The sequence below is a fragment of the Bacillus sp. PSXD-155 genome, from assembly GCF_049310765.1.
Lineage (GTDB): Bacteria > Bacillota > Bacilli > Bacillales > Bacillaceae_G > Bacillus_A > Bacillus_A cereus.
This window is the reverse complement of sequence record NZ_JBMOWC010000019.1, coordinates 44,519-59,263: the sequence shown is the minus strand read 5'-3', so window position 1 is coordinate 59,263 and position 14,745 is coordinate 44,519. Positions and strand designations below refer to the sequence as shown.

Genomic DNA, 14,745 nt, shown 5'->3' with positions numbered 1-14,745 from the left:
CTTCTATTATTTAATCTCTCTTTCGTTACAATTTTAAATATTTTAGCGTATCTTTAATTACTATTCACACCAAAAACAAACGATGCTTCATATGTACATTTATTCTATATTTTCTGACTTCTTCCTGCCCAGCTACACAAATAAAAAAATAAACTAAATAATCTAATATACATACGATTAAATATCATAACTTCACCAAACGATAACATCCATACAGCAAAAGATAATATTGCTGTTTGTCAGACGAAATTAATATAGTAAAGTGAAACTTTACTCAGTGGGGGTTTTGTTCATCCCCCAACTAACTTCTTTGCTTTCACTGAATTTTGAGGTGGGGTCTTACTGCTCGGAAAATAGCGGGATAAACGTTTCCTCGTTACTTTAATCCATTTAGAAATCCCATTCATTTTTCTATCAAATTATGAACCTTATCATCTTCAAAAAGTGTTACAGGTAATACCCCAATACTATATTTCATCATTTGAGCACTTTATATTCCAAATCTATCTCCTTTTATAGTACAAGCATACACGCCAATTGTGATTCATTTTCATAAACTATTATGTGTTTTACATTTATTAAGAATAGGAGGTAATATATTGGGTTCATACTATCATTCTTCAAACTCGTATAAAAAATGCTCATGCAAATCTTCTTCCAGTTCAAATAAAAAATGTTCATGTGACCATTCACATAAACGAAGCTGTCCTGCATACGGAACTTTTTGGCAAACTGAATTTATAACTGTTCCTTTTGGCAACCCTTTTCCATTTAATCACGTTGGACCTTTATCAGGAGGCGTTTCCTTACTAAACCCTACTACTATACAATTTAGACAAGCTGGTGATTATAGAGTTTCGTTCATTTCCAGTATTAATACTACTTTAAATCCTGTATTTCCACATATCCCAGTCATAACTATATTTTTAAATAACAATCCACTTGCTAATAGTCAAGGTGACTTCGCTATTCAAATGAATACTTCATCAAATAACGAATGTCTTCAACTCGTTGGCGAAACGATTGTTACAGTGCCAGCTAATTCAACTCTTCAACTTAGAAATAATAGTGGCTTTAATCGTCAAAGTATTGTAACTTGTGACAATGGTATAAATTCAGTCGAATTAACAGTTACAAAACTAAGTTAATATTATTTCTTCACATTCAGATGCTATTTCAGCATCTTTTTTTATTGAATAACAGTTTTCTTCGACTTTTATTATCTCTCATCACGCAAAAAAAGTGCAGAATTCTTTCTAACTCAAGATTTCTGCACTTTTATATTATGCTTATTTATTCTTCCTTATTTCTCTACATAAACCGACTTAACAATCGTACGATTATATGGTTTTCCTTCTTTATTCATCCCTTTTATATCCATCGTAACGTTATATACTCCCGGTTGTTTTATATCTTTCAAAGCACCTGTAAATGTATTCGTATTAACATTTTGTAATTCATTAAATTCAGAGACTAACTTACCTTCTTTATTAACGACTCTTACTGTTATGGAAAGATCCCCTTTCATTTCAGGTGCCACTGGTGATTTTTTCAGTTTATACTCAGGTTTATTTACTTTAACCTTTGTAGGCATTTGAAGAACAAATGGCGCGTCATTCTTGTAATCGCTTACAACTAAATATGCATCTTTCGACTGCTTCGCCATCATTTTGATTTTCCATTCGCCTACTTCCAATTTATCAAACTTGAATGTTCTAATTGTCGCCCCATTAAAGAAAGATTCGCCTTCACCAGTAGTTATAGCGCTATCTTTGTTTGCATAGATTTTTCCTTTTGGAGATACCATTTGTACTTCTACATCAGAAGAAGCAGTTAGTACAGAAACTATTCCTTCAGCCTTTTTATCAACAGAAATACTTTGCTCTATCCACTGATTTTGTGGTAATTCGCCTCCTAAAATATTTTGATTTGAAGTTGTATTTAATTGTTCTAGATTTTCATTTGAACTAGTGCTGGATGCTACTAAAGCTGGTAACCCCACATTTGTCGTACGTAAATATGGTTCAATTCGTGCAAAAACAGCTGATCCTTTTCTTATATTGTCATGATCAAATCTTGAATCTGTAAATAAATGTGTACCGTACGATAGCTTCGCACTCCATTCATTTACTAGTCCATCATTTGAACCGTACGACGATAAATATAACCCGCCCATAGATAATGCAGAAAATGTTGGCCCCCAGCTAGTCCCAGTAGCCGTATAGTAACGGTTTAATTTAGCTGCTGGGTTGTTATCTATTGTTGAACGAAACTTTGCCATTTCACCTATTTGTAACGAATACGTACCATCATCTTTTTGACCTAATATAGAAGCAAGCCACCCTGCCCACCAACTATATGATAAATCTGCTAAATTTGAGCCGTGATGCGGTGTAGCAAGTGTAATAACATTTCCAACAAATCGATTCGCACCATATTCAACTAATGCAGCTTGTGTATCAATACCACCTTTACTATGTGCTACAATATTAACTTTTTTACCGAAATGATTATATATTTCTTCAAGTTTTTGTGCTAACAATTTTCCGTTATCCCACTGACTAGCCGAACCTTTCCCAGCAGCATCATATAATTGTATAAACACTGTTTGATAGCCTGCTTTCAAAGCATAATCATACATATCATTTATATCATGATATACTGTCTTTCCATACCAACTATCTGCATTACCATTTCTTCCTTGTACAAAGAGAATTGGTGGTTTATTCTCATCATAATTAGCAGGTTTTTGGCCTAAAAACCATTCTCCAGGTGTGAATACTTCTGTATCAGGAAACCCCTTTCCAAGCTCTTTTACAACTTCTGCCTGTACATTTGTGCTAATCGTTGGAGCCATGATAAAAAATACAATTAGTAAGACCACAAATCTTCTCATCAGTCGCATATTACTCCCCCTATTTTTTTGAAAGAAGGTGTTCTTTATAATATTTTATATTTTCCCTTCCTTAATAATAGCTAATCTTTTATTTTAAAAAGATGTTAGCCCTATTTTTAGAAGGTTACTAGTTGTGTACCCTCTTCCTTAACTCTCGTTATTCTCTTTGTTTCTACCTCTTCCTTTTGATAGAATACAACAAAAAAGTTTCTCAATAATTGTTAACTTCGCTACATCCAGATATTTTTTAAATTATTATTGTTTATATAAAGCATACAAATCTTGAAAAAATTTTAGTGAAAAAACATTTTATTACTAGTTAGTTATTTAAAAATATAATAAATATATGTACTTTCTTTTCATTAAATACAAACTAATTTTAAAGGAGCTTATATTATAAGACTTTCCTACGATTAAAAATTAAACTGAAATTTCAGAATAGAAAATCACATTTCCAGAAACATATATTATGATAATTTCCGCGCACTTGAATTAACTTTTTAGAAGTACTAACCTATCGGTGAGCAGAAGAAAATTCTGTAAAAAGAAAGGAGAATACTTTATGATGACCAATTTACAAAAGGAGTTTTTTAAACGCTTAAAAATTCCTGCAAAAGAAATAACATTTGATGATTTAGATGAAATTCTCTTAAAAATGGGAATGATTCTCCCCTATGAAAATCTTGATATTATGGCTGGCACTATTAAAAATATCTCAAAAGATAACTTAATAGAAAAGTTACTTATTCAAAAACGAGGTGGACTTTGTTATGAATTAAACTCCTTATTGTATTATTTTTTAATTGATTGTGGGTTTCAAGTATACAAAGTAGCCGGTACTGTTTATGATCTGTACGATAATAAATGGAAACCCGATGATGGTCATGTCATTATCATATTAAGTCATGAGGATAAAGATTATGTTGTGGATGCAGGTTTTGCATCTCATCTCCCTTTACATCCAGTCCCTTTTAACGGAGATGTCATCTCCTCTCAAACAGGAGAATATCGAATTCGTAAGCGAAATACTCGAAAAGGTACGCATATTTTAGAAATGAGAAAAGGAGCTAACGGAGAATCTACAAGTTTCTTACAATCTGAACCTTCAAATGAATGGAAAATAGGCTATGCTTTCACTGTAGATCCAATAGATGAGAAAAAAGTGAATAACATTCAAAAAGTGATTGTAGAGCATAAAGAATCTCCTTTTAATAAAGGGGCTATCACTTGTAAATTAACTACTTATGGTCACATATCATTAACAAATAAAAATTATACAGAAACCTTTAAAGGCACTAAAAATAAACGACCAATAGAATCTAAAGATTACGCTCGCATTCTTCGTGAATCTTTTGGAATAACGCAAGAGAAATATGTAGGAAAAACACTAGAAAGAGGTTAGTTGACTACAAGTATTTCATAATAAAGCAGATTCTATATTTAGAATCTGCTTTATTTTATATTTTGTTATAAATTAATTTAATTTTGTTGTTACCCTTTAATTTTCAATTATATATTCATCATCATATTTATCGTATTGTAACCCTTTCCCTATCTTTGATTCTGTAACTTGATCTCTTAAAAACGGTGCAGCATCCATTTTGCTAGTTGCAATTTCAATTCCATATTTTTTCGTTAAATGAGCTAACTCTATTAAAAACCACTCTCTTCGCAATGTAACTGGAATATCCAATGTTTTTCTTTTCATATATAATAGCACCTCTTTTATTTTCATAGCTTAAAAACATCACTGGATGCACTTATTAAAACTACCTTTCACCGCTAACATCCAATGAAACATTATAGTATATGCATGTCCATTTCAAACGTGCTATCACAAATATGATATTTAAGTTTACATAATTATATTATGTAATAGCAGAAAAGGAAGGCATGTCCCTCCCCCTTCTACTATAGAGATTTAAATTAAGAACATCTTGGTACACCTAAAGCTAAAAATAAACCTGCTACTCCCGCAGTAATCGGTACTTTTAACGTAATAACATCGTCTACCTTCGTTACTAAAAAGTAAGCATTACCTTCTTGTAATATACAAGTTACTAACAATTGAAATTCCATTCAAATCTCCTCCTTTCAATCGATATACTATAATTTATGAAATATCTTTCAAAAAGTAATAGGAAATATATCTATTTTTCTCTATATATAAAATAATCGTTTATAAGTCTAGTAAAAATATTAATTTTCTAAATTTATATAAAACGTGTAATATCCAATAAGTTCCTATATAATCAATAAGAAAAATCTTACAAATGCAGGTATGAAAATGGCGATTTTGAGTAATATTGGTGCAGCTTTATTTTCTATTGCTTTTATTCTTTTAATCTTATGTATCATTTCATTCTTTAAGAAAAATGGAAAAGCAAAACAATATGGACGTCCTACCGTTATTCTTTTTATGATTTCTATTATATTAATAACGACCGATACAACAAAATCGGAACACCCCGTCGTCGAGTTTTTTTCTACTTTAAGTTTCATTCTATTTATATTCTTCCTTGTTATAGCAATCTTATCTGTAATTAAGAAAACAGGTGTAGCGAAAAAACAATTTATTATTACAGCCGTATTATTTGTCATTTTTGTTGCGCTATTAGGTATTTCAGCTCCTTCTTCTGAAAAAACGACAGCAACTAGTACAAAAGTGGCATATAACAATGAAGAACAAAAAGATAGTGAACAGAAAAAAGAGCTAGAAAAGAAAGAGGCGGACGAAAAAACTCAAAAGCAAGAAGATGAGAAGCGTCAAGCCGAGGAACAAGCTCGTAAACAACAAGAAGAACAAAAACGTAAGGCTGACGAACAGGCTCGTAAACAACAAGAAGAGCAAAAAGCATAGCAAACTCAAACACAACCCGCTTCAGAAAATACTAGTAGTGCATACTACAAAAATTGTGCTGCAGTTAGAGCAGCTGGGAAAGCCCCTTTACATAAAGGGCAACCAGGTTATAGCTCTCATCTTGATCGTGATGGCGATGGAATTGCATGTGAAAAATAGCAATAAAAAAGAAGCTTCTTTTTTATTAACGCAAAATATTACCACTTATTACTTTCCCCCTTATTTTAATAACATTCTTCTTATTATTCTCAAAAACGACACAGAATAAGTGATTTCAATCACTACATAGATGTTAATTTATCGCTATTCTTAATTTAGTTATTACATTCAAACTTTATGGAGGCGTTCATATGAAACATGCATTTACTGAAACTTCTATTGTCGGTGAGATCGTTACACAATTTCCGAAAGCTAGCGATCTTTTTAAATCATATAGAATAGACTTTTGTTGTGGTGGTAATAAACCACTTATTGATGCAATTCATGAAAGAAATTTATCAGCAACAGAAGTACTTACAGAATTAAATACACTTTATAATAATACGAAACGATTAAATGAATCTGAAATTGATTGGAAAAATGCTTCTTATCGTGAATTGATTGATTATGTTATAAATAAGCATCATCGCTATTTAAATGAAGAATTACCACAATTAAGTCCGTATGTGACGAAAGTATTACGCGTCCACGGAGCAAGTCAGCCTCACTTAGCTCAAATTCATAAGCTATTTCACGAATTAAAGATGGAATTAGAACAACATTTAATTAAAGAAGAAACAGAAGATTTTCCATTAATTTTAGAATTTGAACAAAATCCAAATGAAGAAAACTATGTGAATTTACGTAAAGTAGTAGATAAGTTGGAAAATGAACATAACCACGCAGGCAACATTATTAAAGAGCTTCGTAAAGTTACAAATGACTTTACTCCTCCAGAAGGAGCTTGCGGCACTTATCGACTTGTTTACCAACGCCTTGAAGCACTAGAGTCTGATTTATTTGAGCATATTCATTTAGAAAATAACATTTTATTTCCACGTGCAATTACGAGAGTATAAATCAAGTGCAGGACATGAGTATACATACTTATGTCCTGTTTTTTCATTTGGTAAAGAATATACACATCCCTCTCGAATAAATCCGAATTTTAACAATTTGTGAATCATTATAAAAATGTGATAAATATCACATCTCCCCTTTTTTGGATTTTCTATAATAGAAATATAATCCTTTGTTCAACATTTCACAGAAAAAGGGGAAACGAAAATGAAAAAACGTTTAGTTATGATCGGAAATGGTATGGCTGGAATACGCTGTATGGAAGAAATATTAAAACATAATAGTGATTCATATGAGATTACTATTTTGGGAGATGAACCGCATCCAAACTACAATCGCATTATGCTCTCTCACGTTTTACAAGGCAAAACAAATATGCAAGATATCATTATGAATGAATACAGTTGGTATGAAGAAAACGAAATAACTTTATATACAAACGAAAGAGTTCAAAGTATTAACCGAGAAGCAAAAATCATTATCACAGAAAAAAATCGTACTCTTACATATGACAAACTCATTATCGCAACAGGTTCTAGTGCTTTTATTTTACCTGTTGAAGGTTCTACTCTTCCTGGTGTAACAGGATTTCGAACAATTGAAGATACACAATTTATGATAGACACCGCTAAAGAAAAGAAAAAGGCCGTTGTTATTGGTGGTGGGTTACTTGGTTTAGAAGCCGCAAGAGGTCTTATTGACTTAGAGATGGACGTACATGTTGTTCATTTAATGCCAAACTTAATGGAGCAGCAACTAGATACGAAAGCAGCTTCTCTATTACGCGAAGATTTGGAAGCGCAAGGCATGCAATTTCTAATGGAAAAGAAAACTGTAAAAATTCTTGGTACAGACCATGTTGAGGGCATTCAATTTGAAGATGGTGAAGTTGTAGATTGTGATTTAGTCGTAATGGCTGTCGGAATACGCCCAAATACGCAAATAGCAAAAGATGCTGGTTTAATTGTAAATCGCGGTATTGTAGTCAATGACTATATGCTAACAAATGACGAGTCCATTTATGCAGTTGGAGAATGTGCAGAGCATGACGGTATCGCATATGGACTTGTTGCTCCTCTTTATGAACAAGGTGCGATATTAGCAAAACATATAACAAATTTACAAACTGATGGATATTCGGGCAGTATCGTCGGTACGCAATTAAAAGTTGCAGGTTGTGATTTATTCTCTGCTGGTCAAATTTATGAAGATGCTCAAACGAAAGCAATATCAATCTTTGATGAATGTAAACGTTCCTATAAAAAAGTATTAATTCGTGACAATAAAGTCATCGGTATCGTTTTATATGGTGACACAGCTGACGGAACACGCCTCTTTAGCATGTTAAAGAAAGAAGAAGATATACAAGAATATACAGCCGCTTCTCTTCTTCACAAAGCTGGTGAAGAAAGTGAACTTAACGTTGCTACTATGAGTGCTGATGACACGATTTGCGGATGTAATGGTGTTACGAAAGGTACAATCGTTCACGCCATTTTAGAACAAGAGTTAACGACTTTTGAAGAAGTTAAAGGCTGTACGAAAGCCGCAGGGTCTTGTGGTAAATGTCGTCCGCTTGTGGAACAAGTTTTATCTCATACACTTGGAGATGCTTTTGATGCCTCAGCGCAATCTGCCGGTATGTGTGGATGTACACCTTTATCCCGTGATGAAGTCGTAGCGGCCATTTACGAGAAAGGCTTAAAATCTCCAAAAGAAGTACGAAATGTTCTTGGTTTTGCACATGAAGACGGCTGTTCGAAATGCCGCCCTGCTTTAAACTACTATTTACGTATGGCGATTCCAGAAGAATATGAAGATGATAAATCGTCCCGTTTCGTTAATGAAAGAATGAATGGTAACATCCAGCACGATGGTACATTCTCTGTTATTCCACGTATGTACGGAGGCGTTACAACAGCAGATGATTTAATGAAAATTGCTGAAGTTGCGAAGAAGTATGATGTTCCACTTGTGAAAATTACCGGTGCAAGCCGAATTGGCTTATACGGTGTCAAGAAACAAGATTTACCTAACGTATGGGCTGACTTAAATATGACTTCTGGATATGCGTATTCAAAATCTCTTCGTAATGTAAAATCATGTGTTGGCTCTCGTTTTTGCCGTTTCGGTACGAAAGATTCATTAGGACTTGGTATGTTGCTTGAACAATCATTAGAAATGGTAGATACACCTCATAAAATGAAAATGGGTGTAACTGGTTGTCCGCGTAACTGTGCGGAAGTACTGACGAAAGATTTTGGCGTTGTTTGTGTCGAAAATGGATATCAACTTTATATTGGCGGAAATGGTGGTACAGAAGTACGTGAAGCTGATTTTGTAATGATTGTCCCTACTGAAGATGATGTCCTTCGCATCGCTACAGCTTACATGCAATATTATCGTGAAACTGGTATTTACGGAGAGCGTACTGCCTACTGGACAGAACGTTTAGGCTTCGATCACATAAAAGAAATACTGCAAGATGCAAATATGATTACTACGTTAAATGAACGTTTCCAAAAAACTCGTGGCACATATAAAGAAGCATGGGGACAAGCACTAGAAACGAAATCATTAAAAGCGATGTATGAAGTAGAAACTGTGAAATAAGGAGCTGTGACCTATATGATACAAACGAAAGAAAAAATAAAAGTTATGCGTGCAGAAGACCTTCCTATTCAAATCGGTAAAGAGGTGCAAATGAAAGGTATGTCTTTCGCCCTATTCCGCCTTTCAAATGGCGATATTCGAGCTGTAGAAAATCGTTGTCCTCATAAAAACGGGCCATTAGCGGAAGGTATTGTATCTGGAGAATTCGTCTTTTGTCCACTACATGATTGGAAAATTTCACTACTAACAGGTGAAGTTCAAAAACCTGATGACGGTTGTATTCAAACGTATGAAGTAGAAGTTATTGACGGAGATATTTATATATACATGTAATTTACAAAAGGAAGCCTCCCCTGGCTTCCTTTTAAATAAAAATAGACGAGGTGCGAATATGAACGGATATGTATATTTAGTTGGTGCAGGACCAGGTGATGAAGGGCTTATTACAAAAAAAGCGATAGAGTGCTTAAATCGTGCAGATATCGTCTTATATGACCGCTTATTAAACCCTTCCTTTCTTAATTATACAAAAGAAACATGTGAACTTATTTATTGCGGAAAAATGCCAAAGAATCATACTATGCGTCAAGAAATGATTAACTCACGCCTCCTTCAATTTGCGAAAGAAGGAAAAATCGTAGTCCGCTTAAAAGGCGGAGATCCATCTATTTTTGGCCGTGTTGGTGAAGAAGCAGAAACTTTAGCATCAGCAAATATTCCATATGAAATTGTACCAGGTATTACATCTAGCATCGCCGCTAGTATCTATGCAGGTATTCCCCTCACCCACCGTGACTACAGTAATAGTGTCACTTTATTAACTGGACATGCAAAAGGTCCTTTAAGCGATCATGGAAAATATAATTCATCTTACAATAGCGACACGATTGCCTACTACATGGGTATAAAAAACTTACCTACAATTTGTGAAAACTTACTACAAGCAGGAAAAAAAGAAGATACGCCAGTAGCAGTCATTGAATGGGGTACAACTGGTAAACAGCGCGTTGTCACAGGGACACTGTCTACCATTGTTTCTATTGTCAAAAACGAAAATATTTCTAATCCTTCTATGACAATTGTTGGTGATGTCGTTTCCTTACGTAATCAAATCTCTTGGAAAGAACGCAAGCCATTGCACAGCAAGAAAGTTTTATTTGCATCTGCAACAAATAAAAAAAGCGCAATAAAGCAAATGTTACAAGAGTCCGGTGCAGAAATATATCAAATTCCAACTTTCAAAAAGAAAGCATACACATTAACCTCTGAACAAATCAATAAGATTTTTAACGTTGATCGTCTTGTATTTTGTTCCGCTGACAGTGTAGACATCTTAATGCAATCATGCAGTAAATATCATAAAGATATTCGTTCCTTACAGGCAGAACTTCAGTATATGAACCTTTCTATTCAAGAAAAGCTCATGCAATATGGATTGTTAAGTAAACCTGCGCAATTTTCTTCGAATTCAACGATTTATTTAGGACGAAACATTAACCGAATTGCTGTTATTCAAGAAAAAATTGGTGCTGGTTCCTATATGATGACTCATGAATACACAATTGATCATCGCTTCGATGAAATTCATTCACGTATGCTTTCTGAATTCTCATGGGATAGCATTGTATTTGAAGGTCATGCTTCTATTGATACGTTTCTAGCAGAAATAAAACGCCTTGGCTTTATCAATATTCTTACTCTCCCATTCTCGTATACCGACGTTCCAACTTTATACTATGCAAATAAAGTTGGGTTTCATAACGTAGATCATCAATTACAAGAAACTCTTATGAAGAAAGACATGGTGAGACAATGAAAGGAATTGTATATGTTGGACATGGGAGCCGGCTACAAGAAGGTAATGAACAATTCATTCAATTTATTCAATCTGTTATGAAAGAGCGAAACGAAAGAATTCAAAAAATAGCTTTTCTAGAACTAACGACACCTACTATTTCGGATGCAGTTACAGAAACGATAATAGAGGGAGTAACTGAAATAATGATTGTACCTGTTTTATTATTTGCAGCAGCTCACTATAAACGTGATATTCCTTTTGAAATAGAGCAACTACAAAAGAAATATCCACAAATAACATTTTCAGTTGTACCTCCTTTTAGTACACATCCACATATGGTGGAACTTGTAGTGAAAAGAATACGTGAAGCTATGCCAATGCAAAATAGTAGTATTTTACTCGTAGGACGAGGCAGCAGTGATCCACAACCGATACATGAATTACAACAAATCGGAGCAGCTGTCGAACGCAAACTCGGTATGCCAGTATCCCGTTCCTTTTTAACGAAAGGAACTCCCTCTTTTACTGCCGAGCTCAAGGCTATAACATCGACTGCGTCCCACGTATATGTCATGCCGTACCTTCTCTTTACCGGATTATTACTTCAAAAAATTAAATTGCATACAAAAAAATATGATCACGTTACGACTTGTAACTGTCTTCAGTTTGATACATACATGAAGTTAACATTATTAGAACGAATGGAGGAATGCATATATGTATAACATGTACCCTCTTATGTTTAATCTACAAAATAAAGTGGTCGTTATCATTGGTGGAGGTAAAATTGCATATCGAAAAGCGTCTGGATTAAAAAATACAGGTGCTTTCGTCACTGTTGTCAGCCCAGAAATTTGCGAGGAAATGAAGGAACTTTCTTATATTACTTGGAAGCAAAAAACTTTTAGTAATGATGATATTAAAGATGCTCATCTTATTTATGCAGCTACAAATCAACATGCTGTAAATATGATGGTCAAACAGGCCGCTCATGATTTCCAGTGGGTTAACGTTGTAAGTGGTAGTACAGCATCATCTTTTCACACACCTGGTGTCATTCGAAATGATGAATATGTTGTCACTATTTCAACTTCCGGTAAGGACCCATCGTTTACGAAGCGCATGAAGCAAGAATTAACATCTATACTTCCTAAACTTATAAAAAAACTTTCTCATACTCGCAAATTGTAATCTATCACTCAGCTAAAATAGTAATTAACTTTGAACAAACGTTTTTAGAGGCGTTTGTTCTTTTTGCTTTAGTTTCGTTTTTTAGGCTCAGACAAGCAATTGGACAAGAATCTGTGAAGAAAAATAACGACAACAATTACGGACATAAAAAACAGTTGCTTGAGAGCAACTGCTTCAATACAGGTTTTATATTGGATATTCATTCAACCAAATTAGCGCATATTCATACTCATCAAAAAATCTCACAGATTCTTTCGTATTAGATTGTTGTAAATAATCCATTATCTCCCCCTCTTCAAGGAGAAATGCAATTGCCTTACTGTGATTCAAAATGGTTTCATTGAAAAACTTCTCTTTCCATACTTTTTGAACAGAAAAATGATTTGGCGTGTATCCTTTTCTATCCACCAACAATTTGTATTTCCGCCCTTCGGAAATGAATTGCTGACAAACCTGCTCGAAACCATTAAACCATTCATACACATCATCTGTTTTTATATTACCAACTAGATGGGTAACAATTATATCTCCCGAAACCGTTGTGCTAATATTCTGTTTACTCAACTTAGAATCATCCCCCTTATTTACAATAATACGGAAAAACTACATGGAATCAATAAAGATAAAATTCTTACTTGACGCTCCCCCATCACTATCAACCTAAGCTCATGTAACGTCAATTATAAGCGAGATTGTGTCTTTTTTCGCAAATCTATATGTAGATGCTTTAAAGATTTACATACGAAATAACCCCTAATGAGTTTCCTTTTTTTGAATTAAGCCACTTGATTATCAGACATAGTACAATTGTAAACGACACTCAATATATTTAAGACTGTTTTCTTCTCATATCGATGGGATTTCCGTCCATCATTTACCACCTCAAATCTATTCGTTTTTTGCACGTACATTCAAAACAAAATATATGACAAATAAATAACGACAGTTACTGTAATAATGCTGAAAAGTGTTGAAAATAAAACGATTTGTGCATGTAATTCAGGTTCTATTTGATACTCCATAGCAATGGTTGATGTATTTCTTGAAGTAGGAAAAGAACTTGCAATAAATAATGATTGTGCAACAATACCATCCATGTTTAGTAGATATATCATAGCAAGTGCTAATAATGGTCCCATCAGTAACCTTCCAATTAAAGCCCATGTTATGACTCGATGGAAAAAATTAAGCTTAATGTTGGATAATTGTGCCCCTAGCAATATGAGTGCTATTGCAACAAAACCATTCGCAAGCTGATTAAGAGGAATAAAGATAGAATTAGGTATTTGAATTGTAAAAGATTGAAAGAAAACCCCTAATACGAGTGCATGAAATACAGGCAGTCTTAGAAATGATTGAATAATACCTCCGATTGTTTTTGTTGCTGATAGTAAGTTATATATCCCATATGAATAAGTTAAAAGATTCTGGAAAATAACAATAAAAATTTGAATGGAAACCCCCACTGGATTGTGACTGAAAATCAATTGACTTACTGGTAACCCATAATTACCGGAATTCATTAACGAAATGCTATTTTTTAGAGCTGCACTTTCTCCTTTTTCTAACTTTAATATTTTTGAAATGAAATGACTTACTATGATCAGACTCAGACTATAAAGCATTAAATAGTATATTATCTGGAGCAACAAACCTGTTTCTATACGAATATCATATATATTCACAAATACAGCCGCTGGCATCAAGCAATAAGTAATAAGTGTAGATAGCTGCTTTAAGTTAAATTGAAACTTTCTTTGTAAGATTGCACCAATTAGCATCAATATTAATATTGGTAATATCACGTCTAATATAATAAAAACAAACATGTAAAACCTCATTCCAAATATATTATAGTTGGATTAAACTCTTTACTAAATATGGACCACATTTTATTCATCGGAAAACACCCTCAGTTCTTAATAATCAGAAAACTGAAATCAATAATATGAAAATGCTCATCAAAAATTCTTATTTCATTTCCCTCCCCTCTCTTTTCTTTAACATATCAAATATAACTCATAAAGAAAATTATGGATTGTTTATACAAATTCATAATTTTATCTTATCAACCTAAACGGTATTTTTTATTTTAAGTATTCTTTTTCACAATATCCATTAGCCTTACCAAAAAATCTGGCCCTAGAAAAATCTGATACTGCAGTTACTATGCGAAGAATACTTACATCAATTCCATACTTGTCGCTTAAAACACCTAACATACTTGATACTTGTTTATCTTGAGTGGACTTATATTTTTTTCATCTAAACATCCCGATTCAATTAAATATTTGCATTCTAAAAATGAGTTCGATCTTTAGAATAGAT

Annotated in this window: 13 protein-coding genes and 1 pseudogene; 9 read left to right on the top strand and 5 right to left on the bottom strand. The window is 33.5% G+C overall.

Features of this window, described 5'->3' with window-relative positions; genetic code table 11:
* Positions 1-599: 599 nt before the first annotated feature.
* Positions 600-1,148 carry a preprotein translocase gene (locus ACO6VI_RS20410; RefSeq protein ID WP_140157111.1) on the top strand — a complete coding sequence of 183 codons (549 nt, stop codon included), beginning with the start codon at positions 600-602 and terminating at the stop codon, positions 1,146-1,148.
* A 155-nt stretch (positions 1,149-1,303) separates the two neighbouring features.
* Here ACO6VI_RS20410 and ACO6VI_RS20405 read toward each other — a convergent pair whose 3' ends face one another.
* The gene (locus ACO6VI_RS20405; protein WP_001238730.1) at positions 1,304-2,905 is read right to left on the bottom strand and encodes an esterase/lipase family protein; all 1,602 of its coding nucleotides are present in this window, start codon (positions 2,903-2,905) and stop codon (positions 1,304-1,306) included.
* 553 nt (positions 2,906-3,458) lie between these two features.
* Between ACO6VI_RS20405 and ACO6VI_RS20400 the strand changes: the two genes are divergently transcribed.
* Positions 3,459-4,298 (top strand): arylamine N-acetyltransferase family protein, encoded by an 840-nt coding sequence (locus tag ACO6VI_RS20400; protein ID WP_000988898.1) that lies wholly within the window; start codon positions 3,459-3,461, stop codon positions 4,296-4,298.
* 96 nt (positions 4,299-4,394) lie between these two features.
* On the opposite strand, the gene ACO6VI_RS20395 is transcribed toward ACO6VI_RS20400, so the two are convergent.
* Both ACO6VI_RS20395 and exsG read right to left on the bottom strand, forming a co-directional pair.
* Complete coding sequence (locus ACO6VI_RS20395) at positions 4,395-4,604, bottom strand: hypothetical protein (protein WP_000824207.1); 210 nt, start codon at positions 4,602-4,604, stop codon at positions 4,395-4,397.
* A 218-nt stretch (positions 4,605-4,822) separates the two neighbouring features.
* Positions 4,823-4,975 carry an exosporium protein ExsG gene (gene exsG, locus ACO6VI_RS20390; protein WP_000395679.1) on the bottom strand — a complete coding sequence of 51 codons (153 nt, stop codon included), beginning with the start codon at positions 4,973-4,975 and terminating at the stop codon, positions 4,823-4,825.
* A 208-nt stretch (positions 4,976-5,183) separates the two neighbouring features.
* Here exsG and ACO6VI_RS20385 point away from each other — a divergent pair.
* The 7 genes and pseudogenes from ACO6VI_RS20385 to ACO6VI_RS20355 all read left to right on the top strand — a co-directional run bounded on the left by ACO6VI_RS20385 (position 5,184) and on the right by ACO6VI_RS20355 (position 12,417).
* Positions 5,184-5,915 (top strand): annotated as a pseudogene (locus tag ACO6VI_RS20385) (excalibur calcium-binding domain-containing protein).
* Between the two features lie 191 nt (positions 5,916-6,106).
* Positions 6,107-6,814: an iron-sulfur cluster repair di-iron protein gene (gene ric / locus ACO6VI_RS20380; RefSeq protein WP_000679632.1), complete on the top strand. Its 708-nt coding sequence runs from the start codon at positions 6,107-6,109 to the stop codon at positions 6,812-6,814.
* 208 nt (positions 6,815-7,022) lie between these two features.
* Positions 7,023-9,428, top strand: a complete 2,406-nt coding sequence (gene nirB / locus ACO6VI_RS20375) for an NADPH-nitrite reductase large subunit (protein ID WP_023521787.1) — start codon at positions 7,023-7,025, stop codon at positions 9,426-9,428.
* A 15-nt stretch (positions 9,429-9,443) separates the two neighbouring features.
* Positions 9,444-9,761 carry a nitrite reductase small subunit NirD gene (gene nirD / locus ACO6VI_RS20370; RefSeq protein WP_000616683.1) on the top strand — a complete coding sequence of 106 codons (318 nt, stop codon included), beginning with the start codon at positions 9,444-9,446 and terminating at the stop codon, positions 9,759-9,761.
* 58 nt (positions 9,762-9,819) lie between these two features.
* Entirely contained in the window at positions 9,820-11,244 is a 1,425-nt protein-coding gene (locus tag ACO6VI_RS20365; protein WP_161519892.1) for a uroporphyrin-III C-methyltransferase, read from the top strand.
* The gene (locus tag ACO6VI_RS20360; RefSeq protein ID WP_088020741.1) at positions 11,241-11,951 is read left to right on the top strand and encodes a sirohydrochlorin chelatase; all 711 of its coding nucleotides are present in this window, start codon (positions 11,241-11,243) and stop codon (positions 11,949-11,951) included. The genes ACO6VI_RS20365 and ACO6VI_RS20360 overlap by 4 nt, the downstream gene beginning before the upstream one ends.
* Positions 11,944-12,417 carry a precorrin-2 dehydrogenase gene (locus ACO6VI_RS20355; protein ID WP_000282601.1) on the top strand — a complete coding sequence of 158 codons (474 nt, stop codon included), beginning with the start codon at positions 11,944-11,946 and terminating at the stop codon, positions 12,415-12,417. The genes ACO6VI_RS20360 and ACO6VI_RS20355 overlap by 8 nt, the downstream gene beginning before the upstream one ends.
* A gap of 186 nt (positions 12,418-12,603) precedes the next feature.
* On the opposite strand, the gene ACO6VI_RS20350 is transcribed toward ACO6VI_RS20355, so the two are convergent.
* Both ACO6VI_RS20350 and ACO6VI_RS20345 read right to left on the bottom strand, forming a co-directional pair.
* A complete protein-coding gene (locus tag ACO6VI_RS20350; protein WP_232357456.1) occupies positions 12,604-13,011 on the bottom strand; it encodes an STAS/SEC14 domain-containing protein in 408 nt (135 codons plus the stop codon).
* A gap of 317 nt (positions 13,012-13,328) precedes the next feature.
* Entirely contained in the window at positions 13,329-14,246 is a 918-nt protein-coding gene (locus ACO6VI_RS20345) for an AEC family transporter (RefSeq protein ID WP_000497496.1), read from the bottom strand.
* Between the last annotated feature and the right edge of the window lie 499 nt (positions 14,247-14,745).